20 protein-coding genes, 1 tRNA gene and 1 pseudogene are annotated in these 26,330 nt (G+C 59.7%); 6 read left to right on the top strand and 16 right to left on the bottom strand.

What is annotated here, in order from left to right; genetic code table 11:
• Window positions 1-2: 2 nt before the first annotated feature.
• Window positions 3-1,985: a GGDEF domain-containing phosphodiesterase gene (locus GV829_RS11725; protein WP_169946879.1), complete on the bottom strand. Its 1,983-nt coding sequence runs from the start codon at window positions 1,983-1,985 to the stop codon at window positions 3-5.
• A gap of 109 nt (window positions 1,986-2,094) precedes the next feature.
• On the opposite strand from GV829_RS11725, the gene GV829_RS11720 reads away from it, so the two are divergent.
• Window positions 2,095-2,880: an NAD kinase gene (locus GV829_RS11720; protein WP_169946877.1), complete on the top strand. Its 786-nt coding sequence runs from the start codon at window positions 2,095-2,097 to the stop codon at window positions 2,878-2,880.
• Between the two features lie 109 nt (window positions 2,881-2,989).
• Window positions 2,990-3,064: transfer RNA gene (locus GV829_RS11715), tRNA-Asn, on the top strand.
• Between the two features lie 45 nt (window positions 3,065-3,109).
• On the opposite strand, the gene GV829_RS11710 is transcribed toward GV829_RS11715, so the two are convergent.
• The 5 genes and pseudogenes from GV829_RS11710 to GV829_RS11695 all read right to left on the bottom strand — a co-directional run bounded on the left by GV829_RS11710 (window position 3,110) and on the right by GV829_RS11695 (window position 7,503).
• A complete protein-coding gene (locus tag GV829_RS11710; protein ID WP_169946875.1) occupies window positions 3,110-3,523 on the bottom strand; it encodes a hypothetical protein in 414 nt (137 codons plus the stop codon).
• A 203-nt stretch (window positions 3,524-3,726) separates the two neighbouring features.
• Window positions 3,727-3,843 carry an SEC-C metal-binding domain-containing protein gene (locus GV829_RS14460; RefSeq protein WP_425505454.1) on the bottom strand — a complete coding sequence of 39 codons (117 nt, stop codon included), beginning with the start codon at window positions 3,841-3,843 and terminating at the stop codon, window positions 3,727-3,729.
• Window positions 3,844-3,872: 29 nt separating this feature from the next.
• Window positions 3,873-6,450: pseudogene (gene secA / locus GV829_RS11705) on the bottom strand (preprotein translocase subunit SecA); the annotation flags it as partial.
• Window positions 6,451-6,599: 149 nt separating this feature from the next.
• Window positions 6,600-6,872 (bottom strand): hypothetical protein, encoded by a 273-nt coding sequence (locus GV829_RS11700; RefSeq protein WP_169946871.1) that lies wholly within the window; start codon window positions 6,870-6,872, stop codon window positions 6,600-6,602.
• Window positions 6,873-7,023: 151 nt separating this feature from the next.
• Complete coding sequence (locus GV829_RS11695; RefSeq protein WP_169946869.1) at window positions 7,024-7,503, bottom strand: TonB family protein; 480 nt, start codon at window positions 7,501-7,503, stop codon at window positions 7,024-7,026.
• A 155-nt stretch (window positions 7,504-7,658) separates the two neighbouring features.
• On the opposite strand from GV829_RS11695, the gene argJ reads away from it, so the two are divergent.
• A complete protein-coding gene (gene argJ, locus GV829_RS11690; protein WP_169946867.1) occupies window positions 7,659-8,885 on the top strand; it encodes a bifunctional glutamate N-acetyltransferase/amino-acid acetyltransferase ArgJ in 1,227 nt (408 codons plus the stop codon).
• Between the two features lie 3 nt (window positions 8,886-8,888).
• Here argJ and trxA read toward each other — a convergent pair whose 3' ends face one another.
• The 9 genes from trxA to GV829_RS11645 form a co-directional block, all read right to left on the bottom strand.
• Complete coding sequence (trxA, locus tag GV829_RS11685; RefSeq protein ID WP_169946865.1) at window positions 8,889-9,209, bottom strand: thioredoxin; 321 nt, start codon at window positions 9,207-9,209, stop codon at window positions 8,889-8,891.
• A gap of 58 nt (window positions 9,210-9,267) precedes the next feature.
• On the bottom strand, window positions 9,268-12,729 hold the full coding sequence (gene addA / locus GV829_RS11680; protein ID WP_169946863.1) for a double-strand break repair helicase AddA: 3,462 nt from the start codon (window positions 12,727-12,729) through the stop codon (window positions 9,268-9,270).
• Window positions 12,726-15,776 carry a double-strand break repair protein AddB gene (addB, locus tag GV829_RS11675; RefSeq protein ID WP_169946860.1) on the bottom strand — a complete coding sequence of 1,017 codons (3,051 nt, stop codon included), beginning with the start codon at window positions 15,774-15,776 and terminating at the stop codon, window positions 12,726-12,728. Before addB ends, addA begins: the two co-directional genes overlap by 4 nt.
• Window positions 15,777-15,881: 105 nt before the next feature.
• Window positions 15,882-16,607, bottom strand: coding sequence for a nucleotidyltransferase family protein (locus tag GV829_RS11670; RefSeq protein WP_169946858.1), 726 nt, complete (start codon window positions 16,605-16,607; stop codon window positions 15,882-15,884).
• Entirely contained in the window at window positions 16,604-17,605 is a 1,002-nt protein-coding gene (locus GV829_RS11665; protein ID WP_169946856.1) for an aminoglycoside phosphotransferase family protein, read from the bottom strand. Before GV829_RS11665 ends, GV829_RS11670 begins: the two co-directional genes overlap by 4 nt.
• Complete coding sequence (gene tsaE / locus GV829_RS11660) at window positions 17,587-18,036, bottom strand: tRNA (adenosine(37)-N6)-threonylcarbamoyltransferase complex ATPase subunit type 1 TsaE (protein WP_169946854.1); 450 nt, start codon at window positions 18,034-18,036, stop codon at window positions 17,587-17,589. The genes GV829_RS11665 and tsaE overlap by 19 nt, the downstream gene beginning before the upstream one ends.
• On the bottom strand, window positions 18,033-20,342 hold the full coding sequence (locus tag GV829_RS11655) for a sensor histidine kinase (protein ID WP_343042820.1): 2,310 nt from the start codon (window positions 20,340-20,342) through the stop codon (window positions 18,033-18,035). Before GV829_RS11655 ends, tsaE begins: the two co-directional genes overlap by 4 nt.
• Window positions 20,343-20,580: 238 nt before the next feature.
• The gene (ahcY, locus tag GV829_RS11650; RefSeq protein ID WP_246202858.1) at window positions 20,581-22,035 is read right to left on the bottom strand and encodes an adenosylhomocysteinase; all 1,455 of its coding nucleotides are present in this window, start codon (window positions 22,033-22,035) and stop codon (window positions 20,581-20,583) included.
• Window positions 22,036-22,127: 92 nt separating this feature from the next.
• Window positions 22,128-22,685, bottom strand: coding sequence for a YqgE/AlgH family protein (locus tag GV829_RS11645; protein WP_169946850.1), 558 nt, complete (start codon window positions 22,683-22,685; stop codon window positions 22,128-22,130).
• 48 nt (window positions 22,686-22,733) lie between these two features.
• Between GV829_RS11645 and GV829_RS11640 the strand changes: the two genes are divergently transcribed.
• The 3 genes from GV829_RS11640 to GV829_RS11630 are packed head-to-tail and all read left to right on the top strand — an operon-like array spanning window position 22,734 to window position 25,700.
• Window positions 22,734-23,738 carry a glycosyltransferase family 2 protein gene (locus GV829_RS11640; protein ID WP_169946848.1) on the top strand — a complete coding sequence of 335 codons (1,005 nt, stop codon included), beginning with the start codon at window positions 22,734-22,736 and terminating at the stop codon, window positions 23,736-23,738.
• A 13-nt stretch (window positions 23,739-23,751) separates the two neighbouring features.
• Entirely contained in the window at window positions 23,752-24,231 is a 480-nt protein-coding gene (locus tag GV829_RS11635; protein ID WP_169946846.1) for a peroxiredoxin, read from the top strand.
• 14 nt (window positions 24,232-24,245) lie between these two features.
• A complete protein-coding gene (locus tag GV829_RS11630; protein ID WP_169946844.1) occupies window positions 24,246-25,700 on the top strand; it encodes an AMP nucleosidase in 1,455 nt (484 codons plus the stop codon).
• 237 nt (window positions 25,701-25,937) lie between these two features.
• On the opposite strand, the gene GV829_RS11625 is transcribed toward GV829_RS11630, so the two are convergent.
• Window positions 25,938-26,240, bottom strand: a complete 303-nt coding sequence (locus GV829_RS11625; RefSeq protein WP_169946842.1) for a hypothetical protein — start codon at window positions 26,238-26,240, stop codon at window positions 25,938-25,940.
• Between the last annotated feature and the right edge of the window lie 90 nt (window positions 26,241-26,330).

Below are 26,330 nucleotides of genomic sequence, written 5' to 3'. Positions count from 1 at the left end.
TTCTAACCGCTAGCCGCCACTGAAAAGTGGACGAAATCATCACTGTCGAGCGCTGGCGCCTTGAGAAATCCCTGGTACCAGCGGCACCCCATTGCTCTCAACTGATCGCGTTGGCTGATGCTTTCCACACCTTCGGCAAGCACGTCCAATGACAGGTTGCGCGCCAGTTCGATGATCCCGCCAAGAACCGCCCTGTCTCGCGGCGCGCCTGAGGCATCGCCGGCAAAGCCGCTGTCGATCTTGATATAGTCTACCGGCAGCTGTTTGAGCCAAGCGAGCCCAGAGTATCCTGTCCCGAAGTCATCAAGCGCAACATGCATCCCCGCCTCCCGCAAAGTGTTGAGATTGGCGTTGGCAACATCAAAATTGGCGATGGTGGCGCTTTCCGTCACCTCCACTGCAAGCCTTGCCGGAACGACCCCAGCCTCATCACACATCGCCAGCAAGCGCTTGGCGAATCCTTCGTCGCCAACATCATAAGCGGTGAGGTTCAAGGCAACACGCACGCGGGAAAGCGCAGCCGGCCATGTCCCCACGGCGGTCAACGCCGTACGCCAGACATGCGCGCTGACCTCCCTCTGCAATCCCGCTGCCGTGGCGGATGAAAACAGCGCCGCGCCGCCAATTTCCCCCAGCTTGGGATGTACCCAACGTGCCAAAGCCTCTGCCCCGTAGAGGCTATCATCATCCATCGCATATTGCGGTTGGAACCTGATGACGACTTGCCCCTTTGCCAGAGCCGCTTCGACATCAAGCTCCCGCACCAGTGCACGCGGGGCGGACAAGCGGCGAGCAAGCCGGCTAAGCATTTCGTGGACCAACTGGCCCGGTTCGATGAGGCCAGTGGCAATGCGGATACCCAATGCGGAATGGGCCGGCCCAAGGGTCGTATCGGCCAGGGCAGCCGCAAAGCCCCTGAGGCCGACATCAAGCCGACCTGCCGAGTGCATGCCGGGTACAATCACCGCCATGCGCGTTCCGCCAACACGGGCCACGGTTGCATCGCCGCCTATTTCCTGACGGACGGCCCGTTCAAGCTGGCGGGCGACACTGCGCAGCAGCGCGTCTCCAGCGGAAAATCCGGCGTCATCATTATAACGATCCAGGCCGACCAATTGGACCAGCGAAATTGCCAAGGGTTCCTGTCGGGCAGACACATGATTTTCAACGAGAGATACTGCCGTCGACAAATCCATCAATCCGGTCACGGAATCACTGCCGCGCAGCACGGTATGGTCCTGCCGCGCCCGGCTCCATTCGACTTGTCCGGCAAGACGATTGCCCTGCAAAACGAGGTGATGGACAAACTCTCCCGGCAGATTGCCGCTTGGCACACGCTGGACGAAGGCAGCATATCCACCCTCAGCCCGCAATTTGCGCATGGCGGCGAATGCGCGGCGCCGGTCCTCGCTGCCAAAGCTGGCAACAACCGCCCTGAGACTGGACTTCACGGGAAAGCTGTCCCGCAATTGCTGGTCGGACGCGGCATCAATCTGCAGATGGCGGCCCTCCCGATCAGCCTGCCACCAGCATTGACCGCCGCCGGGTCCATGGTTTCCGCCAACAGTCACTGTCTGACGCGCGAGTTGGAGGGCAGCCGACAATTCCGCTGGTTGCCAGGGGGCTGCCAGCATCGCATCAACGCCAGCATCAACAAAGGCTGGAAGATAATCCGAATCCCGGCGATCATAGATCAGCAGTATCGAAACAGCCGATGGCCCTAATCTGGCCGTCAATTGCTCGGCAGCCTTGAGTGCCTCGATAACCGCTTCGCGCGCGTCCAGGAGAATCAACCGGCAATTCAGGGAGGAAAGCCGCTGGGCGAGGCCGTCGGCTCGCCGCGCGGCAATGACACCATGGCCGAGCTTCGTCACCTCATCCGCCAGATCATCGCGATGGCGGAACGACAGGATAAGCAACGGGTCGTTGCCAACCATCACCCCATGTTCAGCGTCGATGCGCCGCTGATGTTCGCCCCTATTCATGCGCCATCCTTAAGGCCTAATCCTTGCCTATTGCTTGCACCGCCCCCACGGGCAAGCTAGCCACCGCAACAAGGCATGATTACGCCGGCAAAACAGGGCAGAGAGCAGGATGAACAGTATTGGCAGCGGACGCAAGGTGGCGCTGGTCGATTCGGGCTCGCTCCTTGCCCAGGCCGGCGCGCGGGAATTGCGCGATCGATATGACTGGGTCGCACCAGAAGAGGCAGATCTGATCGTCGCATTGGGGGGGGATGGCTTCATGCTCCAGACCCTGCACGGCCTGCTCGATGGAGACCGAATTGTGCCCGTGTTTGGCATGAACCGGGGTACAATTGGTTTTTTGATGAATGAGTATCGCCTCGATGCATTCGAGGCGCGCCTTGATCGGGCCAAGGCCTTTACGGTAAATCCCCTTGTGGCCCAAATTACCACCATGTCGGGCCAAAACCATGTGCTGCCGGCAATCAATGAAATATCGCTCCTGCGCGAAACGCGGCAAGCGGCAAAAATCGAAGTTATGGTTGATGGCCGCTGTATGCTGCCCGAATTGATATGCGACGGCATATTGGTGGCGACCCCTGCGGGCTCTACCGCCTACAACCTGTCCGCCAATGGTCCGATACTCCCTCTCGATTCCGCAGCCTTGGCGTTGACCCCGATCAGCCCTTTCCGCCCCCGACGCTGGCGCGGGGCCATCGTCCCGGAGCGTACCCGGCTCAGTTTCATCGTTCGCGAAGGCAGCAAGCGCCCGGTGAGCGCCGTCGCCGATCAACGCGAGGTGCGCGATGTGCGCAGCGTGGATGTGGCGGTTGATCGCAGCAGGCAGCTGACGCTGTTGTTCGATCCCGAACATGCGCTTGATGATCGTATTGCCCAGGAACAATTTCTGGGTTGATCGGTACGAAGGCAACAAAGTCACAATTTTGCCCAAAGCGGTCTTGCATTCGGCGCGCTGCCGTTGCAAAGGGCTCTCCGCGCCGACACGGCGCCGCCAGCCAAGGCATTCCTCGGTAGCTCAGCGGTAGAGCAATCGACTGTTAATCGATCGGTCGCAGGTTCGAATCCTGCCCGGGGAGCCACTTGGCAGCATCGCTATCCTCCCCCTCGATGGCTGTTACGGATCCTCAATCGAGGAACGGGAGCATTACCGGTGTAAGCCGGCCATCATTGGCATTGATGCGAAGCTCGCCGTTGATGCCTTGGGGCATGTCAGCGCTCGGTGCGATCCTGACTTCCCACACCCATTCGGATTGACCGGCGTTCAGCTCCAGGCCTTTGGCTGTCATGTTTTTGAGCACCTCGGCGCTTGTCCGTCCGTAAGGATCGCCCATCAATGTTTGCACAGCTATGGTTTGCGCTGCCTGTTCGCTCAACCGCGGCGAGGTCTGCCCGGCCATCGGGCCGTTCGGATTGGCTCGATCGTCGGCGCTCGCTTGGCCTTCCGGCGGCATCGCGTTCCATTGAATGGCGATATAGGCGCCGGCGGTTGCCAGGGCACCCGCAACAAATGCGCTGATGATCCACTGGCCCTTGTTCATCTGATTCTGCCTTCCTGCGTGACTGAGATGCTCAATAGCATGGACAGGGCTCCTCGTCCCTGCCCTAAGGACATAGCTGATGCGTCCGCAGCTTCACGATCAGCGGGACCACAGCACGCGCCATGCAACGGGATCGGGAGCGGAGTAAGGGGGCAGATAGACACTACTGCCCCCTTCGCTTTCGAGACTGTGTACCCGACCTGTCAGAGGGCGCCGTGACAATGCTTGTATTTCTGTCCCGAACCGCAGGGGCAAGGCGCATTGCGGCTCGCCGGGGGCGGGACATCGGCAGCACCGCCCGCTTGCGGTGCAGCAGCCATACGCGGCGCAGACGTACTGACGACACCCAGCGCCCCCCCATCAATGTCGTGACTGTCGTCGTCACCGGTGAACGGATCAATATGGGTCGTCAAAAAGTCCGGCAACTCGGGCAGTGGGGCGGGTTCTTCCACCCGGAACTGGGCGCGGGCAACAGTGCGGGTCACATCCTCACGGATAGTGGCCAGCATCCGTTCGAACAGGTGAAAAGCCTCCCGCTTATACTCGTTGAGCGGTGTCTTTTGCGCATACGCCCGCAGGAAGATGACCGTGCGCAAGGCGTCGAGTGTGGCCAAATGCTCCTTCCAGTGGTGATCCAGCGATTGGAGCAGGATGCTCTTTTCAACCGAACGCCACATGGATGCCTCTATCTCTGAGGCCTTTGCTTCGACATGCGCATTGGCAAGCCCGGCGATACGCTCCTCAATGATCTGAGGATCGAGGCCATCTTCATCCATCCACTTACGAAGCGGGACCTCCACGCCCAGGATCTCGAGCGACCGCTGCTCGATCAACTCTACATTCCACTGTTCCGGGAAGCTGCCGATCGGGCAACCGTCCGAAACGATGGCATTGACCGTTTCCTGGCGCATATCAAACAGCACATCGTCAACAGCCTCGGCATCCATGATGTCACTACGCTGTTCATATATGACCTTGCGCTGGTCATTCATGACGTTGTCGTAATCGACGACCTGCTTGCGCGCTTCATAGTTGCGCGCCTCGACCTTCTTTTGCGCCGTCTCGATAGCCTTCGACAGCCAACGCGAAGGCGGCAATGCCTCACCATCCTCAAGGTTTGACCGCATCATCTTGGCAAAAAGCGTGTCCGGGCCAAAAATGCGCAACAAATCATCGTCCAGACTGAGGTAGAAGCGCGACAGGCCGGGGTCGCCCTGACGGCCCGAGCGGCCACGGAGCTGATTGTCGATCCGCCGGCTTTCGTGACGTTCCGTACCCAGGACAAACAGGCCACCGGCCTGCTTCACCCGTTCGCGTTCTTCCTCAACTTCGCGGGTTATGCGGGCGACAGCCGCGTCGCGTTCAGGCCCCTCAGGCATATCGCGCAGCTCGTCATCAATGCGGAACTCCACATTGCCGCCAAGTTGAATGTCGGTTCCGCGACCGGCCATGTTGGTGGCGATGGTCACGGCTCCGGTACGGCCGGCCTGGGCCACGATATGCGCTTCGCTTTCATGGTATCGTGCATTGAGAACATTATGCTCCACTCCCTCTTCCTTGAGGAAGCCTGACAAGAGCTCGGACTTTTCAATCGAAACGGTGCCAACCAGAACCGGCTGCCCCTTGTCGGCATGTTCCTTGATGGTCTTGGCAATGCCTTTGAACTTGTCGACCGTTGACTTGTAGAATGTATCTTCCTCGTCAATCCTCTGGACAGGACGGTTGGTGGGAATTTCGACCACGTTCAGCTTGTAGATGTCATAAAATTCAGCGGCTTCGGTGGCCGCCGTTCCGGTCATTCCGCCAAGCTTTGGATACATGCGGAAATAATTCTGGAAGGTGATGGTCGCCAGTGTCTGGTTTTCCGGCTCAATCTTCACGCCTTCCTTGGCCTCAACCGCCTGATGCAAGCCATCCGACCAGCGCCGGCCATCCATCATGCGCCCGGTGAATTCATCGATGATGATCACCTTGCCGTCCTTGATGATGTAGTCGGTATCCCGGCGGAACAGGACATTGGCGCGCAATGCCTGGTTCACATGATGAACGATCTGGGTGTTCTCGATCGCATAGAGGTTTGACCCTTCGAGCAGACCGGCGTTCTCCAACAAGCGCTCCACCTTTTCGGTGCCTTCCTCGGTCAGGATGACCGTGCGCTGCTTTTCGTCCTTCTCATAATCTTCCTCGACGAGCTGCTTCACCAGCGCATCGACATGCACATAGGTTTCCGATTTGTCATCAGTCGGGCCGGAAATGATCAGTGGCGTGCGGGCCTCATCAATCAGGATCGAGTCAACTTCATCAACAATGGCAAAATTGAAGGGCCTGTGGACCATCTGCTCACGCGTATATTTCATATTGTCGCGCAGATAATCGAAACCCAACTCATTATTGGTCGCATAGGTGATGTCGGCGGCGTAGGCTGCTCGCCGATCATGTTCCTGCATGTTGGGGACAATAACCCCGGTCGTCAGACCCAGGAAACGGTAGACCTGACCCATCCATTCGCAGTCGCGCCGGGCCAGATAGTCGTTGACGGTGACAACATGCACGCCCTTGCCTTCAAGAGCGTTGAGATAGGTGGCCAGCGTCGCGACAAGCGTCTTGCCTTCACCGGTACGCATTTCAGCAATTTCGCCACGGTGAAGGACAATGCCACCGATCATCTGTACATCATAATGACGCTGCCCAAGCGTCCGCTTGGCGCCTTCGCGCACGACAGCAAAGGCTTCGGGCAACAGGGCATCCAGTGTCTCGCCAGCTTCCAGACGTTGACGAAACTCAACCGTTTTTCCCCGCAAACCATCGTCGTCGAGGGCAGAGATTGCGGGTTCGAAAGCGTTGATCTTTTCGACCGTCTTGCGCAGCGATTTGACATAGCGATCGTTCGAGGAACCGAAGATGGATTTGGCGATTTTGTTGAACATGGTGAAGTCCTGATGGGGCCTGACCAATCGTCGCGTAAACAGGGACGCCGACCAAGCAGGATATGGGAAAGGATAGGGCTGGTCGATGGCACGCCTTGCGCCTCAAATTCCAGCCAAGCTGACTATGCAGCTTTGCAGGCAGACAGCCGCTAGATCCGACGTACCGCGAACCCGGCCACACGGAAAATGCGACCAGTGTCGATGGCTGTCCAATGCGGCACGTCCAGCAGCAAGCGCATCAAAGGCAGGCCGGCCACAGGTCGGCTCGCAGGAACAGACGACGTCTGAACGACAGTACAAGCCTGAGACTCCTGAGCAGCACAGGCAGCCACTGGAGCCCGTTCGGCCAGCGCGACACGGTCCCCGGCAGATACACCGGTCAGGACCGCCAGCAGCGCATAAAAGAAAGGCAGGATTTCCAAGGCTGGTCAGCTACTCAATGCCGTGTCAACAGGACACAATCTTGTCATACAATGGCACATAGTCCTTGCCAAAGCGTTCGTCCAACTGAAAGCGCACGGATGTTCAAGGGCCACTGGCAACCTATCAAATCAAGGCGGCAAGTGCCCTGCCCTATTGCGCCGGCGGTGTCCCAGCTGGGGCAGTTGGCGCAGGAGGCGGCGCCCAGCGGACGTTCCGAACATATTCTCCGGCAATCGCCTGGCCGGCAGCATTCATCGCGGGCGTGAAAAAGGCATTGCGTTGCAGCGCGGTGCATACGGCGCTGTCTACATTGGCATCTCCGCTGCTTGCCAGCACCGTACAACCATCAACAAAGCCGAGCGGTGAAACGCTCAAGCGCACCCGCACTGCGTGGTTGATGCCCGGTGCCATAGCTGCCGAGGGTAAGTCTTCCATCGCCACCCAATTGGCGATCGAGCCGAGCGGGCGGGCATTCGTGCTGCCATCGGCATTCGGGGCCGGACTTGGTGCTGACGGAGCAGGCGTTTGCACCAGAGCGATTGCAGGCGCAGCAAGCAAGGCCAAGGCAGCTGTGCCACCGGCTGCAACGCGACGGAAAATGGTGTTGTAACGGATCACAGTCAGGCACATCCTTGCAAGGAGCGGTTCGAAGCTGGAGCGCCTTAATGGCGCTCTCCGGTCGGAAAGGTCAACCTGCTCTGTAGTGCATGACCCACTGTGAATGAACCTGCGGTTATCCAGGCTGGCAATTGACCTCTTTATCGGGCTGATGCATCTGCACGGCAATGAACGGAACATCCCCACTCGCGCCCACACACTTTCCTGACCTGCCAGCGATTGCCGGCGTGACGCTGCGTGTCGCCCGCGCGCGATACAAGAATTGGGACAGATGCGACCTCACCTATGTCGAACTGGCTGAGGGTACGGCTGTCGCCGGGGTGACGACGCGCAACCTTTGTTGTTCTACCGAAGTGGAAATGTGCCGGGAAGGCATTGCCAGAGGTTCGGCCCGGGCACTGATTGTCAATGCAGGGAACAGCAATGCCTTCACCGGCTATCGGGGCCGCGAAGCGGTGGAGCTGATCATGACCGCGGTGTCCGGTCATCTCGGCTGCGCGAAGGAAGATGTTTTTGTCTGCTCGACAGGTGTGATCGGCGTGCCATTGCCCAAAGACAAGGCGCGCGACGGGCTTGCCGCTGCTTTTGAGGCTAGTCCCTGCACATGGGAGGAGGCCGCGAATACCATCCTCACCACTGACACCTTCGCCAAGGGAGCCATGGCACAAGCAGTCATTGGCGACCGCACGGTCAACATCGTCGGCATCGCCAAGGGATCAGGAATGATTGCTCCCGACATGGCGACGATGCTTGCCTATGTCTTTACCGACGCTGCGGTCGAGCCGGCCATCCTGCAAGCCATGCTTTCGTCAGCCAATCGCGATACATTCAACAGCATCACCGTCGACAGCGATACGTCAACCAGCGACACCTTATTGGTATTCGCGACGGCCAAAGCCGGCAACCCGATCATCCGGCGAATGGACGACTGCGGCGCCGATGCGTTGGCGGCGGCGATCCGGTCTGTCTGCCGAGACCTTGCCCATCAGATCGTTCGGGATGGCGAAGGCGCGAGCAAGTTTGTTGCCATCAGCGTGACCGGTGCGAAAAGCGACAGCAGCGCCAAGCGCATCGGCCTAGCCATCGCCAATTCTCCACTTGTAAAGACTGCCATTGCTGGCGAGGATGCCAATTGGGGCCGCGTGGTCATGGCTGTCGGCAAGGCTGGTGAACCCGCCGACCGTGACCGGTTGGCGATCAGCTTTGGGGATACTGTGGTGGCGAGAGATGGATTGCCTGTCGATGGCTATGACGAAACGCCTGTTGCCGCCCATCTGAAGGGACAGGACATTCGAATCCATGTCGACATTGGGCTGGGAGAGGGTCAGGCAACAGTCTGGACCTGCGACCTGACCCATGGTTACATCAGCATCAACGCCGATTACCGGAGTTGAACGTCAGAGTTCGCCTTCGAGCCAACCCTTCAGCGCGCTCTTGGGTGCAGCACCCACTTTCTCCGCTACTTTCTGACCATTTTTGAACAGCATCATCGTAGGGATGCCGCGGACACCGAGCTTTCCGGGCGTTCCGGGATGATCATCGATGTTCATTTTGGCGATGATAACCTTGCCGGCCAGTTCGTCGCTGATTTCCTCAAGAGCAGGACCGATCATCTTGCACGGACCGCACCATTCCGCCCAGAAATCCACGAGGACGGGCACGTCCGACTGAAGCACGTCTGCCTCGAAGCTCGCGTCACTGATAGCCTTGGTACCCATTGTTATGCTCCTGCAATATTCTGTACGACAACCGAAATAGGGATGCAGAGGCTTGCGCTCAAGCGCTATCGACCGACTTTGCCTTGCCCCCCGACAAGTCTGGCTTGTGCGCTGCCAGCAAAGATGGCGGCAGTTCGATCAAAGTGGGACCGTTGGTAAACAGTAGCGCCGACTCGACCCTATGGGCCGGGAAGATGGTTTCCAGCGCGCAGGTATATGCCGCCATCTGGCGCAGATACCCTATCGGCACATCGTCCGGCGTGGCGGGAACAAAATGACCGGTCTTGTAATCGACAACACGGACACGGTCAGAGTCGATGATCAATCGGTCCATGGCACCGGCTATGACCTGCCCCCCGACCAGTGCCGAAAAGGGCACCTCGGGAAGGGAGTTGGGGCCAAACAACGCCGAATGGACGGGATCATCGAGAATGGCGAGCACGGCATCAAGCATGGCAGCGCGCTCTTTTTCCGAGAAAATGCTTCCACTTTTTTCAAGCCAGCGCGCTGCTGCCGTCCGGCGACGGGAGGGCTCGACCGGGGGCAATCGCTCAAACAGGGCGTGGATCAGGGAGCCACGCTCAGCCGCCAGCCCCGGTGATGGTTGCGGCACGGGCGGCCTGGGCACAGTCAGCTCGTCAGCCTCACCGATCGAAGATGGTGCAAGCGGACGGGATGGACGCGGTTCCTGGGGTGCGGCTACGCGCGCCCAAGCCGGTATGACTGGCGCATGCTGCGGGCTCCGGGCATTGCTGCCGCGCGGCTCCCTCCCCCTGACCACATAAGCGCATTCGCTGGCCCAGGCGGAATCGGCAATCGGTTGCCAGCCGGCACCCATGCCCTCAACCACCTCTTTCAAGACCTTGTACCAGCTGCTTTCCGGCGGCTCTCCGTCCTTCGCTTTTTTGCCAAGGGACCCAGCAACAAACAGCATGCGCTCGGCGCGGGTCATGGCGACATAGAGCAGTCGCCAATGTTCCTGCATCTCCTTGACCCGCAACGCTTCGGCAACAGCGGCCACTGGTTCGGGCCGCTCATCCTTGCGGATGGAAAGCAACGGCACGGTACCATGCGGAGTGGGCCAGTCGATCCCGCGCTCGCGGCTTTGCTCCGGATCGTGGGTTGCATCAGCGAGGATGACAATGCGCGCCTGCAGGCCCTTGGAGCCATGGACCGTCATCACCCGCACTTCGTCCGCATCATTGTCGAGCTCGCGCTTGATCTCCACCTCGCCCCTGTCAAATGCACTCAGAAATGCGTGCAAAGAGCCGCTTTCGCGGGTCTGGAACTCAAGCGCCTTGCTCACCAGTTCTTCAACAGGATCGCGCGCGGCATTGCCAAGCCGGGCAAGCAGCTTCGCCCTGCCTTGGGCAGGCCCAGACAATATCTCCTCAAAAAACCTATGGGGCGTTACATTGCCGACCATGCGCAGCATGTCGAACAAGGGTGCCATTCGCGACCGATCGAGCAAACCCTGTTCGAGACGCTGCCGAAGATGTGGCCAAAGCGGACCGTTGCGGCCATCACTGTCGGCACGCCAGCCATGCTCAAGCAGTTCCTCATGAGTCCAGCCCAGCAGCGGTGACACCAGTAAACTGGCCAGCGTCAGGCTGTCATTCGGTTGAAGGGCGAAGCGGGCGGCCGCGAGCAAATCCTGAACGGCAATCGGCATTTTGAGTTTGAGCCGGTCAACCCCGGCAACAGGCACGGCGTGCGCTTGAAGCCGGGAAACCAGCAATCCGGCAAGATCGCGCCGGTTTCTGACGAGCACCATGACATCGCGTGGATGAACAGTTTCGCCATCTAGACCATTGTCTATCCAGTCGCGTACGGTCGCCGCAATCCGGCTGGCCACACGCCGGGTGGCACTATCGATCCAGCCCTCCTCGTCAACGCCAGCTTCATCGGCACCGGAATCCTCGGCCTCGTCATCGGCCGAAACAACCGGCCACAGGACAACGCGGCCTGGCGCGCCTGCGATGGCTGATTCATGACGCACGGCTTGCAGCGGCAAACCAAGTGCCTCGGGTCCAAGGCTTGCGATAACGCCATCGACGACCGAGAGGACAGGAGGGGACGAACGGAAATTGCGATTGATCCCGACGTCGTCAAAGTCGCGTTCGGCAGCCGCGGCAAGCTGGAAAAACTGGTGGCGCGCTCCTGCGAAATTCTCAGGGCTGGTGCCCTGAAAGCCATAGATGGCCTGCTTGTAATCACCGACAACAAAAAGGGTGCGCAGGGCATCGTCCTTGGCACCACGACCGGCAAAATATTCCTCGGCCAGGGCAGAGACAATCTGCCATTGCCGTTCATTTGTATCTTGCGCCTCGTCAACCAGGATATGATCGATCCGCTGGTCCAGTTTATAGCGAATCCAGTCGGCACGCCCCGGCGTCGCAAGCAACTCCGCGGTGAGGCGGATAAGATCGTCAAAATCGACCAACGCATCCCGCCGCTTGCGACCGGCAACTGCTCTTGCAAATGCGCGGCCCACCTCCAGCGCATTGGCAATTTCATCAGCCTTTGCCAGAAATCTGGCGACGGCCAACGTCTCGTGGATGGAATCCGACAGGCGCACGGCAAGGTCTTGCGCGGCAACAAGTGCCTTGCTCCAATGACTGTTCAGGTCACCCTTCTGGGTGAGGAATATTCCTTGCAACTCAGGGAGCAAGGCACACCGCTGTGACAGTGGCGCGCTGAGCCAGTTGGCGATCACGGCGCAGTATTTTCTGCCAGTCTCAGCACCCCAGCCGGAACAGACAGCCTCGACTGCCCGCAGACCCTGACAATCAAAGGCGTCATCACTGCATCTAGATTCGAGCCATTGCTGGCCTGTCATTTCGGTCGGCAATCCCCATTCCCGCCGTAGCCAAGGGCTGATCCCGGAGGGCAAATGGTCGAGCGCATCGGCGCTGGCCGCACAACGATCCAGAAAGCCGTGCAGGTCCGTTTCATGGACGGCGAGCGCAAGGTCATGGATACGGCGCAGCAGCACCTCGTCCCTGCCCGTTCCTGCATCAACAATGATATCAGTCAGAACTTCGGCGCGCATTTCGCGGCTTTCCGCCTCATCCAGCGCTCTGAAGCCCGGTGACAAACCGGCTTCCTCAGGAAATCCGGCTAGCAGTGTCTGGCAGAAACTGTGGATTGTCTGGATCGCCAGACCACCACCCGGCGCATCAATCACTTTGGCGAACAGCGTCCTTGCAAAGGCAAGCCGGACAGGATCGTCAAATCGGCGATCGCCTATGGCAAATAGCTCGGCCCGCAAATCGGCATCCTTCAGACGCACCCAGTTGGCGAGGTCCGCCCGAACACGCCGGGCCATTTCAGCCGCTCCCGCTTTGGTGAAGGTGATGGCCAGGATGGCATGTGGCGGCACGCCATCAAGCAGGAGCCGCTTGATCCGCGCCGTCAACACCTGGGTCTTGCCTGTTCCGGCAGAAGCAGACATCCAGGCGTTCGCCTCAGGATCAGCGCCCCGTTTCTGCTCCTCTGAAAGGGTGTTGATCCTGCTCATGCCCGATCACCGGGATCGTTCGGGCCACTTTCCCGGCCATACCATTCCTCCAGCCGCATCAGCTGGTCATAATCGGCATAGGGGGCAAACTCGGGTTCCAGTTTGGCGATGAACGCATCCTCGCCCACCAGCCATCGGGCGACGGCGCCTTCCAGTCTCGCACGGGCCTCGGCAACAAAATTGCCGGGATGAATGCGCGCGTCCTTGGTTTTTCGGAACGGTGTATCGATCCAGCCAAGCTGCCCCTTGCGCGGTTTGCTCTGTGACTTGTTCATGCGCCAATATTCGAATGTCGAGACGATCTCGGGCTTCCCCGTATAGCCACCAGCTTCGGCAATCAGGCCCAGCAAGCCTAATTGCAGCGCAAAAAGGCTGTCGACCGCTTTCTTGTTCGGACCACTGCCGGTCTTGTAGTCAACAATCGCCAGGCTCCCGTCCGCCAACCTGTCGATCCGGTCTGGCGTACCGGACAGGCTGATTGCACCAAGCATCGCAGTCCCGCGGGATTCCGACGCCTCAACCAATGCTACCCGGCCTGAGGCAAGCTGATCCGCAATCACCGTTTCGGCCGCCCATTGCAGGGGCGGAAAAAGACGCGGTCCCCACAAGGCGCGCAAGACGGCGCTCACCCCGGGCCCGGCCAACAAGGATTCCACGATGGGACCGATCGTTTCGATGCTGCGGTGCGGTTGCTTCAGCCAGTGTTCGAGCGCGGCGTGCACCAGCGTACCACGCCATGCCGCGGTCGGTTCTGCATCGAGCGGATCAAGCTGCCTCAACCCCAGGGCATTGCGGGCGTAAAAGGCGAATGGGTCAGCAACTAGTGTATCAACCTCGGTAACACTCAGCGAGCGCGGCCGACGATCCGCCGATGGCGCAAATGCGGGTCTCGCAAAGGGTTGCGGGGACTCACAAATGTCGAGTGCGCCAGCCAACCCTGCAAAATCGAATGACGGTGCCCTGATCCGATCTTCACCCGCCAACGCCGTCAACCGAAGCAACAGGCGCGAAGGCACCGTCGGCGCCGGCCCATCGCGCTGGGACCTTGTGATGATGACTTCCGGTGAACCAAGGGCGCTGGCAAAATCATGCGCGGCAAGGCCAGAGGATCGTTCCAGTCCGGGCAGACCGAGACTTCGTCTCACAGTCGGCGGCAACCAGGGATCAGGCGATGCCTTTTGCGGCCATTGCCCTTCATTCAGACCGGCCAGGATCATCCTATCCGCTCGCTGCAAGCGCCCTTCGATCAGTCCCCAGATGAAAAGGCGCGGATGTCCGCCCTGCGGCGGCCGGACCGCAACATCCTGCATCAATTGGCGCAGCAATGAAGGCAGGTCGCGAGCCTTGAGAGGAACATCGAGCAGGCTGGCTACACTCTCAACCTCTTCGAGCAGGGACGAAAGTGCACGACCATCTGCGCCGGCCCAAACATTGTCATCAGACAGTGCAGAAAGGCCTTGCCTGAGTGCGGACAACAGAGCGACCAGCGACAGCCCCTTTGCGTCGGACAGGTCTCCTCCAGCCCTGCTAAGCAATGGAGTGGCCTGGTCGAGCCACCATTGCAAAAGCGCTCCCCGGATCGCCTTTTCACGTCCGTTGATCTTTGGCGCCTGTGCACGCTGTGCCAACAATTCCGAGAGCTTCGCGAGCCCCGCTGCCGGGCGCGGACCCCGAAGCACAAGGTCAAGTTGGCGGACCTGATCCATCCATTGGCGCCGATCTTCGGCTTCGACTGCCCTGACCAGGGGATGCGACAGCAGGCTGATCAACGCGACAGGGGCAAAACCATCAGCCATGGCAATGGCAAGTGCCAAAGCGAGCCCGCCAGCTGTTGTTGATGGCAAGGGTTGCCCTGCGGAATCATCGGCCGTGATACCCCATCGGCCAAGATGTCCGGCAACACGTATCGCAATCGAACGATCGGGCGTTACAAGGGCCGCTGTTTTTCCGGGTGTTTCAAGAACCTCCCGCATCGCGAGCGCAATAGTCAGCGCTTCTTCAGCAGGTGTTGCGCAGTCAAATTGTGCTATGCCGTCGGACCGCCTTTCGCCGCCAGGCACATCAAGCCAGCCGGCAGTGAAACTGGCTGGCGCAAAGGCATGACGGACAAGGTGCTGACGATGCGCCGGTCCATTGCCGGCAGTTTCGTTGACCGGCCAAGGTCGGACATCTTCACGTCGCATGTCCATGCGATTGAGCAAGAGCTTCAGATGCAGGTGCGGATGGCTTTCAAGCGGAGGAGGAGCGGCTTCGCCCGCCGACTGTGGATCAGCCCCGAGCGCATCCCACCAGGCCTCATCCATCGCTAGGTCGAGATGGGGCAGGACAACCGCGCCTCCATCGGCCCAGGCAATGGTTTTCAACAGACGCGCAATCGCTGGTGCCGGGGTGGAGATGCCAGCAGCGATCACGAATTCAGCGGGCAGGCCCAACCTCGCCCAACGTGATGATGTGCGATCGTACACCATGTTCCGACGGCGGCTCCGGTCGATCATCCCGGTCTCGCGAAGGATCGCTGGCCATTCCGCTGCAAGCTGCTGCAGCATGCCGAATGCGGTTTCCCAATGTTCCGCCAGAGGCTCGTGACGTTCCAGGGTCGTCAGTGAGTCCAGCGGCACATCTTCAATCGCCAGGGCATCAAACACACGCGCCAGACCATCGCCAAGGCGCAATGCTTCTCCGGCTGGAATATCCGGACGCTGACGCGCCACCATTTGCGCCAAGCGAAAGCGCCGAGACATGGATGGCATGGCCGGCGGCAGGTCGATATCGTTCCCATCAATCCGATCGAGTGCCGCACCAACACTTTCGTCCAGCTCCTCGTCACCCAGAGCGACGAGACGGGGCAACAGCAACGACCCGCCACCATGGCGAATGAAGGCGTCACGGACAGCCGTTACCGCTCGACTGTTGGGCAGTAAAACCAATCCGCCGGCTAACGCCATGACGTCACTGCCGCGCTGCTCAATAATCCCCGTCACCAGTGCGTCAGCAAAGGTAAGATGCACCGGAATCGTATAGAGGGACGGGTAAGACGACTTGCTCATGCCCTGCCCTTCAATCACCTGCAAAGCCGGTTTGCACGACAAATCATGTCCAAACGGGTCAAATAGATCAGCCGCTCGCCTGCCTGAGCGTGCTTCCGGACCGGTTCAACCGGCAAGCGCGGTCTCGACCTTTGGGATGGCCAGCGGCGTGCCTACGTCGAACCATTGGCCAATGTGCGAAAGCCCGAACAATCGCCTGTCGGCCATCGCCCTGTCCCAGAGAATATTGGTCGAGAAGGGCCCTTCAGGCGCATCCCGCAGCAATCTGGCAGACAGAAGCTGGATCCCCGTGTACACAAAGGGGGCTACCCTGCCCGGCTTGCGCCGCGAGAGCCGGCCAACCTGATCCATGTGGAAATCGCCCTGCCCGGAATGACCTGTCGCCCTCGCCTGGGGAACCAGCAGCAAAAGCGCATCCATCTGCTCATCATCCCACCGCTCCGCCAAAAGGGAGATTGCGTTGGTGGGTCCATCCGTCCAGATATTGTCGCTGTTGACACATAAAATCGGGTCTCCCCGAAAAAGCGACGCAGCCTTTACGAGGCCACCACCGGTTTCAAGAAGCCGGGTCCGTTCATCGGAAACGTCCACGTCAAAGGGCCAGCTGCGTCCACGCAGATGTGCTTCCAAAGCATCGGCAAGATAATGGACGTTGACGATGACATGACCGATCCCGGCGTCGGCAATCCGGTCAAAACAATGATCGATAAGGGCCCGACCCGCGACGTGCACCAGGGGTTTTGGCCTCGTCGCGGTGAGTGGACGCATCCGCTTGCCCAAGCCGGCGGCCATCACCATCGCGCTCTTCACGGTGTCCCCGGCCCCTGTCATGGCAGACGTGACCAGATGGGTGCGCGCTTCTCGGCGGGGATATGCTCATCAAACCAGGCTTTGACCGGAGCGAGATGGGGATGAGCCAAATCACGTTCCAAAAGCCCCCACATACGCGGTTGGAAACTGGTGTAGTGGGCCTTGCCGTCACGCTTCCACAATCGGCAGAACACACCCAGAATACGGGTATTCCGTTGAGCCGCCAGTGACCAATAGGCCCGCTCGAACCGATCGTCCCGACCGGTCGCATTGACGTAGGCATCAATAAGTGACCATTCAACTTCCGGCGTCACATCGCGACGTGCATCTTCCAGCACCGATGCCAGATCATAGGCCGGGTGACCGGCCAGTGCGTCCTGAAAATCGAGCAGGCCATATCGTCCCACACCTGTTCCGCCTGCGATAAGCATGATGTTCTCGGCGTGAAAATCACGCAGGATCGTTACACGGTCCAGCCCATCACGCTCGACCGGCTCAAGCACGGATTGCCAGGCTGCTCGAAAACTGTCGCGCGGCAGATCCAGGCCCACTGCAGGCCCATACCAGTCAGTCAACAGCATGACCTCATCAAGCCAGACGGACAGATCATGGTGCGCCAAACCGGGAGCCGGCGAATGGCGATGCAAGGTCACGAGAACATCGATCAAGCCGGAGTATGTCAGCAATTCGGAAGCAGGATCAGCATCCACCGCTTCCCGCATGCGGTCGGAACCCAGATCCTCAATAAGCAGCAAGCCCTGCTCCAGATCATGGTGCAGAATGCGCGGCGCACAAAGCCCGACCTTGGCCAGAAATTCAGCCATGGTGATGAATGGGCGCGGGTCTTCATGCGGCGGAGGCGCATCCATCAAAACTGCGCTGCGGCCGCCCAGCAAAACCCGGAAATAGCGACGAAACGATGCGTCCCCGGCAAGAGGTTGCACGTCCGCACCTGTCCAACCGGCAGTTACGAGGAAATCGTGAGTGGCAGGGGGCGGAATCATTGCGGGAACGGCCATCGCCCTTCCCAAGCCGGTGGCACCAACGCTGTCAAGCGTCGGGCATCCTCGCCGTCGAAATCTATTTGGAGACGCATCATGTCGGACCACATGGACGTCCCCATCCGTTCGGGCCATTCGATCAGCAAGACATGGTCATCACGGGCCTCATCCAGTCCCAGTTCGGCAATCTCGGCGGCATCATCTATGCGGTACAGGTCGACATGCAGAACGGGCATGCTGGTTTCAGGCGGGGCATAATGCTGGACGATCGCGAAACTGGGGCTCGGAGCCTCACCCTTGAGCCCGAGAGCGCCAAGAATGCTCCTCGCCAGCGTGGTCTTGCCAGCGCCCAAATCACCCACCAGGCCGATACAGTCACCGGGTTGGATCACAGCGGCGATGGCGACGCCGATCTCGTCTGTCTGGGCAAGGGTGAAGTGGAAACTCATCGCGGCAGGAACACTGCTGTCATTGACCCTTCACTGGGACGCCGAACCAGGTCGAAACGACCGTCATGCGCCTGGACCAGTTGGCGCGCGAGCGCCATGGCGACAGCCTGAGTCCCGGACGACTCACTGCCCTGTCCATTGTCCGACACCACCAATTGGGCAGATGATGAATTGCCATCACCATGCACCAATACGCGCCGCCCGCCTTCGGGTTGATGTTGCGCATTCCCAAAAGCGGAAATGGCATGGCTGATCATGTGGTCGACCACTTGACGCAGACGTTTTGCGTCGCCGTCAATCTGGCCCAATCCGACCCTGATGTCAGTGACCAGTTCCACGCCCGCTGCCTTGGCATCTGGCTGAGCGGCGGCCACTGCATCACGCAGCAGCGCGCCCAGTGCGATAGGCCGTCTTTCCAAGGGCATGGTCCCCGCCTCGCTCTGTGCGAGATCAAGAACGGTGTCGATCTGTTGGCCCAATGCTTCGGTAGAGGACAGGATTGCCTTTACATAATCCTTGGCTGCGTCAGGCAAATCGCCGGCATAACCGCCATTGAGCATTTCCGCGAAACCACCGATCGAGGTCAGTGGCGTGCGTAGTTCATAACTTATGCGTGATAGGAAATCGGTCTTGACCCGATCCGCAGCCTCCAGTGCCTCCGCCCGGTCACGCAATGCCCTTTCGATCTTGCGGCTGTCCGTCACATCGATCAACGTGAACAAGGCATTGCCGTCCGGCAAGGGAATGGCGGCAAAATCAAATTGTTGCCCGCCTTTGAAGCCAATGCGGCCGCTCCGTTGCTGTCGCTCTCCGGTGGCGCCGACAATCATCTGTCGCAGCACGCTCTGCTGACGCGGGTCCTCCAGCCGCGGGCCGATCTTGTCGAGCAGGGCGTCGATCCTTGGGTGACCGACCAGAAACTCCTCGCTGACATCCCAAAGCCTTCGGAATCTTTGGTTCCAGAGGTTCAGCTTGCCGTCAGGGGCAAAGACGGCGACCGCTTCGAACAAATTGTCAAACGTCGCTGTCCGCACCCGAAGCAATGTGTCACGCGCACTTGCCAAGCGAATCTGTTCAGTGCGGTCCTCAAAGATCAGCAAAAGCCCGCCATCCGGTGCAGGCTGGGCAACCGCTCGCAAATGCGTGCCATCGCGCAGCAGCCAGCTTTCTTCGATCATGCCGGTGGCTGCGAACCAGCCGCGGCGCTCCGCCCGCCAGCCCGGAAAATCGCGCACTTCCGGCGTGCGGCTATTGTCCCGCAACCTGTCAAGCAATCGTTCAAATGGTGGCGCCGTGGCCGCCCATTCCTCATCCAGCAAGAACAGGCGAAGAAATGGCCTGTTGGCAAAACGCAAGGACCTATCCGGGGCAAACTCAGCCACTGCTGCAGACATTTGGTCCAGCATGGATCGCCGCGCTTCGGAAAAGCGACGAAAATCGCTGCGCGCGTCCTCCAATTCCTGTCTATCGATGGCATATCCCGCCACACCGACATCCGCGATTGGCACATCAACGACCTGCATCATGCGCCGCGAGCCGGCAATTGTGACAGGAATGAAGCGCGAGACGGACTCGGCTGAATCATGGGCGGCCTGCGCCGCTGCCTGCGCGCTCTGTCCGGCGATGGGTTCGACAAGTTCAACTTGCCGCGCGACAACATCCTGCGCACTGTCAGCCTCTGCGGAGCGAACATAGGCTTGGTTGACGAGTGCCAGTCGTAACTCGCTGTCGCGGAACCACATCGGAAAGGGCGCCGCTTCGATCAGTGAGGAAATTGCCTCAAACGCCGCAATCGCGTCTTCGCGCTGCTGACGCAGTTGGTTGGCCTTGGCCTCACTGTCGCTGGCATCGGTGATCCATAGCAGGGCAGAACCGCTGCTGTTGAGCTGAGGCGGCGCGGGGACACCGCGCACACGCAGTGCCTTTCCCCCAGTCACTGATTTGAGGACGATGGCAAAGGACTTGCTGGTCCGTTGGGCTGCAACAATTTCCTGCATCAGCTGGTCCATGCCAGCCGGTTCGATCACTACCGGCCCGCCATTTGCCAACCCGGAAATCGTCGCCGGCAGCGTTTCCAAACCGAACAACTGGGCAATGCCGCCGGGGCCTTCGATACGTCCGTCAGAGCGGACGATAAGCGGAAGCGATGGCGAGCAATCAAGCAATGCCGCAAGCTGGGTTGCCTTACGGGCACTGAACGCTGCGGCCCGTTGCATCATGATGCCCCGGACAATCGCCCAACCGGCCACAGCCAACCAAAGCGCCAATAGTGCGCCGACTATAGCCATGGTTTCGGGACTGGTCATTGCCATCGTTTGGACAAGGGAATCAGGTTGAGGCGCGGGATTGGCTTCATGCCCTGCCCGCCTAGCCGAAACTGGCGCTGCGGCAAAGCGGCTGCGGTCGACCTGTTCCACAGCCGGGCTCGACAGACAGGGCGACCAGTGCCTGCCGGAAAGCAAAAAAACCACCGTCCGGCATTGGGCCGGACGGTGGGTCTTGAGCGGCCTGTCAACGAACAGGCCTGGAAGGCCTGACGGACCCTCAGTACCGATAATGATCCGGCTTGAAAGGTCCTTCGGAGCTCACGCCAATGTAAGCAGCTTGCTTGTCGCTCAGCTTGGTCAGCTTCACGCCAAGCTTTTCGAGATGCAGCGCAGCGACCTTTTCGTCCAGATGCTTGGGCAGAACATAGACCTCATTCTTGTACTGGTCACTCTTGGTGAACAGTTCGATCTGCGCCAGCGTCTGGTTGGTGAACGACGACGACATGACGAACGACGGGTGGCCGGTGGCGCAGCCCAGGTTCACCAGACGGCCCTTGGCCAGGATGATGATCTGCTTGCCATCGGGGAACTCGACGAGGTCGGTACCAGCCTTCACTTCGGTCCACTTGTAATTGTCGAGCGCGGAAATCTGGATCTCGCTGTCGAAGTGACCGATATTGCAGACAATCGACATGGGCCGCATCGCTTTCATATGCTCGGCGGTGATAACATCTTCATTGCCCGTCGCGGTGACAAAGATGTCAGCCCGGGTGACAGCTTCTTCCATTGTCACGACTTCATAGCCTTCCATCGCCGCCTGCAGCGCGCAGATCGGATCGACTTCGGTGACCATGACGCGGGCGCCGCCCTGACGCAACGAGGCAGCCGAACCCTTGCCGACATCGCCGAAGCCGGCGACGCAGGCCACCTTGCCCGCGAGCATAACGTCGGTGGCGCGACGGATCGCGTCGACCAGCGACTCCTTGCAGCCATAGAGATTGTCGAACTTCGACTTGGTAACGCTGTCGTTGACGTTGATCGCGGGGAACGGCAGCTTGCCGTCCTTGGCGATCTGATAGAGCCGGTGAACGCCGGTGGTCGTCTCTTCCGACACGCCCTTGATATTCTTCACCGTTTCGGTGAGGTAACCCGGCTTCGCGGCCAAAAATGCCTTGAGCGCGCGAACGAACTCGATTTCCTCGGCATTGCTCGGCTCGAACAGGGTCTCGCCGGCTTCGACACGGGCACCCCACAATGCGAACATGGTGGCGTCGCCGCCATCATCCAGAATCATGTTGCAGGTCTGGCCATCCCCATCGTCCCAGTCGAAAATGCGGCCGACATAGTCCCAATAATCGGCCAAACTCTCACCTTTGACCGCAAAGACCGGAATATTGCGCGCTGCAATTGCGGCTGCCGCGTGATCCTGCGTCGAGAAAATGTTGCAGGTGGCCCAACGGACCTCGGCACCCAGAGCAACCAGCGTCTCGATGAGGACGGCGGTCTGGATCGTCATGTGCAGGGAGCCGGTGATACGGGCACCCTTGAGCGGCTGCGACGAGCCATATTCGGAACGAAGTGCCATCAGGCCGGGCATTTCAGTTTCAGCAATATTGATCTCAGCGCGACCGAATTCGGCCAGCGACAGGTCGGCAATCACATAGTCAGGGGCGGTCGATGCCACAGTCTGTACTCCATTGGAAAGGCGTAGCGGGATCGGCTGGGGTTCCATGGCCCGATCCGGCGTTGATCGGCCCCTTACTGCCCCCACCCTGTTCGCGCAAGAAGATATAAAGTTTTCCTTATATCATGGGGCAACAACGGTCAGGCGGTGCCGCCCCTTGCAACCAGCCTGGCAGGGTCGATGCCATCCCTTTCCATGGCGCTTCGCCAGCGATCTGGGGGATTCATGTCGAACAGCAAACTATGGTCAAGTTTGGTAACGTGCCAGGCGTCATTCGCAATTTCGCTTTCCAGCTGCCCCGGTCCCCAACCGGCATAGCCCAACGCGACCTGCCAGATCGATGGACCTCGACCCTGCGCGATTGCCCTCAGCACATCCAGCGATCCTGACACGCAAAAAGCGCCAGCCACATCTATCGTCCCCTCACCGCCCCAGTCCCGGCTGTGGATCACGAATCCGCGCTGCTGTTCGACCGGGCCGCCGACAAGAACCCATGGGTCGGGTGACACAGTGCCGGCGATGCCTGCTTGATCAAGCAGTTCCGAGACAGTGAATTCGGCTTGATGGCTCACCGCTATGCCCATGGCACCCTGGTCATCATGGCTGATGAGGACGATGGCCGCATGGTCAAATCTCGGGTCTCCGATGGCCGGCAAAGCCAGGAGTAACTGTCCGGTAAAATATCTTGGACTATGCATGATGCTATACCTTGGCGCGCAGCCTTTGACTGAAAGAATGCCCTGATAATGACACAAATGCCCCCAGGACCAGGCGGGGTGACGAGCGGGCCAAGCAAGGTCGACCCTGCCGTGTCCGTGATCATACCGGCATTCAATGTTGCCGCCTATCTGGCGGAAGCGTTGGAGTCTTTAAAAAATCAGCGGTTTGGCGATTTCGAAGCGATTGTCGTGGATGATGGCTCTCCCGACCATGTAGCCATTGTGTGCGCGCCCTTTCTGACCGATCCGCGCTTCTCGCTCGTAAGGATCGACAACGCGGGGCTTGCTGGCGCGCGCAATCATGGCATCTCCTTAGCACGCGCGCCTCTGATTGCCCTGCTTGACGGGGATGACCGCTATCACCCGGATTATCTCGCCAAAATGGTCGCCAAGCTGGCCGAGCATCCCGAGGCAGCTTTTGTTACTTGCGACGCAATTTCCTTTGGCACGCCTGCTCATGCCGGCGAACGATTTTCCGACCGTTACCCGCAAGATGAACCTATTACGCTGGAACGGCTTCTCCGTCGCGAAGGAGCGGTTTTTGGCCTTTGCACTGTCCGGGCTGCGGCGTTGAAGGCAGTCGGCGGTTATGACCAGTCACTGCGTTCTTCAGAGGACCTTGATCTCTGGCTCCGCCTGCTCTCGACCGGTGCAACGGGCCGCCTGGTGGCCGAGCCGCTGGTGGACTATCGTCGTCACCCGGCTTCCTTGTCGAGCAATCGCGCGCGCCTTATGGAGACGACTGCGGCTGTTTATCAAAAGGCTGCACTTGCCCTTTCCGGCAGGCCAGAAGCAGCCCTTGCCGAGGCGCTGCGTGACGAGGCTCAGGCCATTTCGCGTTTTGAAATGGGCGTGGATTGGGTGCTTGCCGGCAAGCCAAGGGACGGCATTCGCGCCATGCGCGACAGCGGACATCTGCGCCACAAAAGGAAATGGCGGACGGCGATGTTCATCTTTTCACTGGTTCCTCTGTTGGCAGGACCGGCGCTTGCGCTCTATAGGCACGGCAACAACAACGCCAAAACCAATTGAGGAGCGATACACCATGACCATTCAAAAGGGTGACACCCTCCCCGCCGCGACCCTTGTCAAGGTCACCGAAGGCGGCCCCGAACAGGTTGCGACGACCGACTATTTCAAGGGACGCCGAGTTGCCGTTTTTTCGGTTCCGGGTGCCTTCACTCCGACCTGCTCGGCCCGCCATCTGCCGAGCTTCATTGAAAAGCGAGACGAGCTGAAGGCCAAGGGCATAGAGGAAATCGCCGCAACAGCGGTCAATGATGCATTTGTTATGGGCGCCTGGGCCAAGCAAGCCGGCGCCGACGGCATCACCATGCTCGCAGATGGCAATGGCGAATTTGTCTCCGCCCTTGGCCTCACGATGGATGGCAGCAAATTTGGCATGGGCACCCGTGGCCAGCGCTTCTCGATGGTCGTCAATGACGGTGTAGTCGAGCAACTGAACGTCGAAGCGCCCGGCGAATACAATGTCAGCAGCGCGGAGCATATGCTCGGTCAGCTTTGATCGGGGCTCTCCAAATGACCAACCGGGACCGCGCAGCTGTCGATACAGCCATAGACCAGATCCACCGGCGATATGATGCGGCGGTTCACCGCTTGCGCGAAGCCGTGGCCGGCTATGTGGCGAAAGGGACATTGCCGGACCCGGTTGTCAGATCCACGGGCGCATTTTGTTACCCGGAACTGCGCATCCATTACGATGGTGAAGAACTTGGCGGTGACCGGTCAGTGGCCTTTGGCCGCCTGCCTGGTCCGGGCTGCTATGCTACCACCATCACCAGGCCAGACCTGTTCGAACCCTATTTGCGCGAACAGCTCAGTCTGATTTCCGGCCAATATGGCGTCCGTTTTGAAGTGGTCTCCAGCAAACAGGAAATTCCCTTTCCTTATGTTCTCGACGGGCTCACCGGTGGAGCACTGGGCGGCGTTTCCACGCAAGAATTATCCCGCCATTTCCCTTCGACGGAGCTGGCCGACATTGGTGACGAGCTGGCCGACGGCCTGTTCATCACCGAAGTCGGCAACAACCATCCGCTGACACTGTTTGATGCGCTGCGCACGGATTTTTCCCTCGCCCGGCTCAAACATTATACCGGCACACCGCCGGAGCATTTCCAAAAGTTCATCCTGTTCACCAACTATCATCGCTATGTCGATGAATTTGTTGCCTGGGCTGCAGATCAGGTCGGCAAGGACGGTTACACTGCCTTGTCGGGCGCAGGTGGTCTCTATACCGAAGCACCGGGCGCGGACCCGACACAACTTGTCGCGGACAGTGCTTGGCGCCGCCACCAGATGCCGGCCTATCACCTGATCGCTCCGGACCGTTCCGGCATCACCCTGGTCAACATCGGCGTCGGTCCGTCCAACGCGAAGACGGTCACGGACCATCTGGCCGTGCTTCGTCCCGAGGCCTGGTTGATGATCGGCCACTGCGGAGGCTTGCGCCCCACCCAACGCATTGGCGACTATGTTCTGGCCCATGCCTATTTGCGCGATGATCATGTGCTGGACACTGTCTTGCCACGCGAAATCCCGATTCCGGCGATTGCCGAAGTGCAAGTCAGCCTCGCCGAGGCCGCAGAAAAAGTGTCGGGCGAGAGCGGTGCAGATCTGAAACGTCGGATGCGCACTGGCACTGTTGTCACGACCGATGACCGAAACTGGGAATTGCGTTACTCGGAAAGCGCCCTTCGGTTCAGCCAGTCACGCGCCATCGGCATAGACATGGAATCGGCTACGATAGCGGCCCAAGGCTATCGCTTCCGCGTGCCTTACGGGACTTTGCTGTGTGTGTCCGACAAGCCGCTGCACGGGGAACTCAAACTGCCCGGACAGGCCAACCGGTTTTATGAGGAAGCGATCGCGGCTCACCTTCAGATTGGTGTCGAAACGATCAACCTGTTGCGCAAGGAAGGCGCCAAGTTGCACAGCCGCAAGCTGCGCGCCTTCAATGAGCCACCTTTCCGCTGAGGTGCCTGCCTGACCGGCGTGGACAAATTTGCGCCAGTATCTGGTCGCGGCGATATGAACCTGTCCGAGGAAGGAGTTGGCATGCTGGTTGTACAGGGTGGCCGGTCTCGACCACGGCTCTCGGCCCCGAAGTGCGACTAGCCCTTCGGAACGCGCCATTCTGCTCCAGTGACATCGCCCCTGCTCAAGCCTGCCTCCAAAAAGCAGCCTTGAATCTATCCGGGGAAGCCACGTCAATCACGGTGGCCCGAGCGGCTCTGATTTGCCCCAAGAGCCACCGCTGCCGTGATAGGTTTCCGCGCCCAGCACAAAGATCTGCCCGCAGTCAGGGCAGCGGAAGCGATAGAGTAAGAGGTCGTCGAGCGGACCGGCATCCGATAGGTCGCTGAACGCAACCACTCCCCTCATCGGCCCTGCATCGACCTCTACGACGTCACCGTTCGCCAAAGCCTGTCGGACTGTCTCAATCGCGCGGAAGAGTTCGCCTCGCGACCGAAAGCGTACATCCTCGGCCAGGTTTTCGCAGCGTGCACAGGTCATCTCAAGCCCCAATAGCAAATCTGCTGGCCGCAGCCAATTTGTCCACGCCACCTAGGCGCTTGCTCTCTCCCGGCATGAATGTCAGTCTTG

It is taken from the genome of Sphingomonas lacunae (genome assembly GCF_012979535.1).
Classification (GTDB): Bacteria; Pseudomonadota; Alphaproteobacteria; order Sphingomonadales; family Sphingomonadaceae; genus Sphingopyxis; species Sphingopyxis lacunae.
The sequence above is the reverse complement of the archived record's forward strand: the minus strand, read 5'-3'. Positions and strand labels throughout refer to the sequence as shown.

Bases quoted from the DNA above. Each gene is read 5' to 3' on its own strand.
- GV829_RS11725 (WP_169946879.1), bottom strand. From the start codon at position 1,985: ATGAATAGGGGCGAACATCAGCGGCGCATCGACGCTGAACATGGGGTG.
- GV829_RS11720 (WP_169946877.1), top strand. From the start codon at position 2,095: ATGAACAGTATTGGCAGCGGACGCAAGGTGGCGCTGGTCGATTCGGGC.
- GV829_RS11710 (WP_169946875.1), bottom strand. From the start codon at position 3,523: ATGAACAAGGGCCAGTGGATCATCAGCGCATTTGTTGCGGGTGCCCTG.
- GV829_RS14460 (WP_425505454.1), bottom strand. From the start codon at position 3,843: ATGGCTGCTGCACCGCAAGCGGGCGGTGCTGCCGATGTCCCGCCCCCG.
- GV829_RS11695 (WP_169946869.1), bottom strand. From the start codon at position 7,503: ATGTGCCTGACTGTGATCCGTTACAACACCATTTTCCGTCGCGTTGCA.
- argJ (WP_169946867.1), top strand. From the start codon at position 7,659: ATGAACGGAACATCCCCACTCGCGCCCACACACTTTCCTGACCTGCCA.
- trxA (WP_169946865.1), bottom strand. From the start codon at position 9,209: ATGGGTACCAAGGCTATCAGTGACGCGAGCTTCGAGGCAGACGTGCTT.
- addA (WP_169946863.1), bottom strand. From the start codon at position 12,729: ATGAGCAGGATCAACACCCTTTCAGAGGAGCAGAAACGGGGCGCTGAT.
- addB (WP_169946860.1), bottom strand. From the start codon at position 15,776: ATGAGCAAGTCGTCTTACCCGTCCCTCTATACGATTCCGGTGCATCTT.
- GV829_RS11670 (WP_169946858.1), bottom strand. From the start codon at position 16,607: ATGACAGGGGCCGGGGACACCGTGAAGAGCGCGATGGTGATGGCCGCC.
- GV829_RS11665 (WP_169946856.1), bottom strand. From the start codon at position 17,605: ATGGCCGTTCCCGCAATGATTCCGCCCCCTGCCACTCACGATTTCCTC.
- tsaE (WP_169946854.1), bottom strand. From the start codon at position 18,036: ATGAGTTTCCACTTCACCCTTGCCCAGACAGACGAGATCGGCGTCGCC.
- GV829_RS11655 (WP_343042820.1), bottom strand. From the start codon at position 20,342: ATGACCAGTCCCGAAACCATGGCTATAGTCGGCGCACTATTGGCGCTT.
- ahcY (WP_246202858.1), bottom strand. From the start codon at position 22,035: ATGGAACCCCAGCCGATCCCGCTACGCCTTTCCAATGGAGTACAGACT.
- GV829_RS11645 (WP_169946850.1), bottom strand. From the start codon at position 22,685: ATGCATAGTCCAAGATATTTTACCGGACAGTTACTCCTGGCTTTGCCG.
- GV829_RS11640 (WP_169946848.1), top strand. From the start codon at position 22,734: ATGACACAAATGCCCCCAGGACCAGGCGGGGTGACGAGCGGGCCAAGC.
- GV829_RS11635 (WP_169946846.1), top strand. From the start codon at position 23,752: ATGACCATTCAAAAGGGTGACACCCTCCCCGCCGCGACCCTTGTCAAG.
- GV829_RS11630 (WP_169946844.1), top strand. From the start codon at position 24,246: ATGACCAACCGGGACCGCGCAGCTGTCGATACAGCCATAGACCAGATC.
- GV829_RS11625 (WP_169946842.1), bottom strand. From the start codon at position 26,240: ATGACCTGTGCACGCTGCGAAAACCTGGCCGAGGATGTACGCTTTCGG.